Here is a 629-nt window from a genome sequence, read left to right on the forward strand (position 1 = left end):
AGCGAGTCGTAGGACGGCATGACTTCCGACGCAGACCGGCCAATCGCCGTCCCTTCATCATCGAGGAGGTCTGTGCCAGTCTCGTTTACGTCGACAAGCCGCCCGTCTTTATCAACGACGAAGACGGGATCAGACATCTCTTCAACGAGCGTGTGTCTCGCGACGGGCATCAGGTCGAGGAGGTCAAAGCGAAAGAGCGCGATAGCGAAGACAACCCCCGTAAACGTGAACGCGAACGCTGTCGGGTCAGCGGACCCCATCGGATCACTGCCGAAGACGAACACTAAACTCGCAATCAGCGGAATAATGCCGCCAAGCAACATCAACGTCGCCTGTGTTCGATACCGACCGCTTCGCTTGAGTCCGAAGAGCCCGACGATGACGTACGTCGTCACTATCAGAATGTACTGGTACAGGAGATTGAACCAGAAGACGGGGCCGTTCACGCGCTCCGGACTCGCGAGCGGCGGTCCCTGCACGAACCCGTCGAGGGTCCACAGCAGGTTGTGTGACTGTGCAGTCACGACAAGCCCGAAAACGACGACTGGGGGAGCGAGCAGTAGCGCCCAGCGTCGGCGGGTCAGGAGTGATTCCCGGCCGCTGTATGTCAGCCCGAACCAGAACTGTGT

Annotated in this window: 1 protein-coding gene; it reads right to left on the reverse strand. The window is 59.3% G+C overall.

Annotated features, from left to right (window positions below; translation table 11 throughout):
* The coding region (locus FY251_RS20685; protein ID WP_148416843.1) for a histidine kinase N-terminal 7TM domain-containing protein at positions 1 to 629 on the reverse strand (629 nt) is incomplete at both ends.

Origin of the sequence: Haloferax sp. KTX1 (assembly GCF_902410085.1) — an archaeon.
Lineage (GTDB): Archaea > Halobacteriota > Halobacteria > Halobacteriales > Haloferacaceae > Haloferax > Haloferax massiliensis.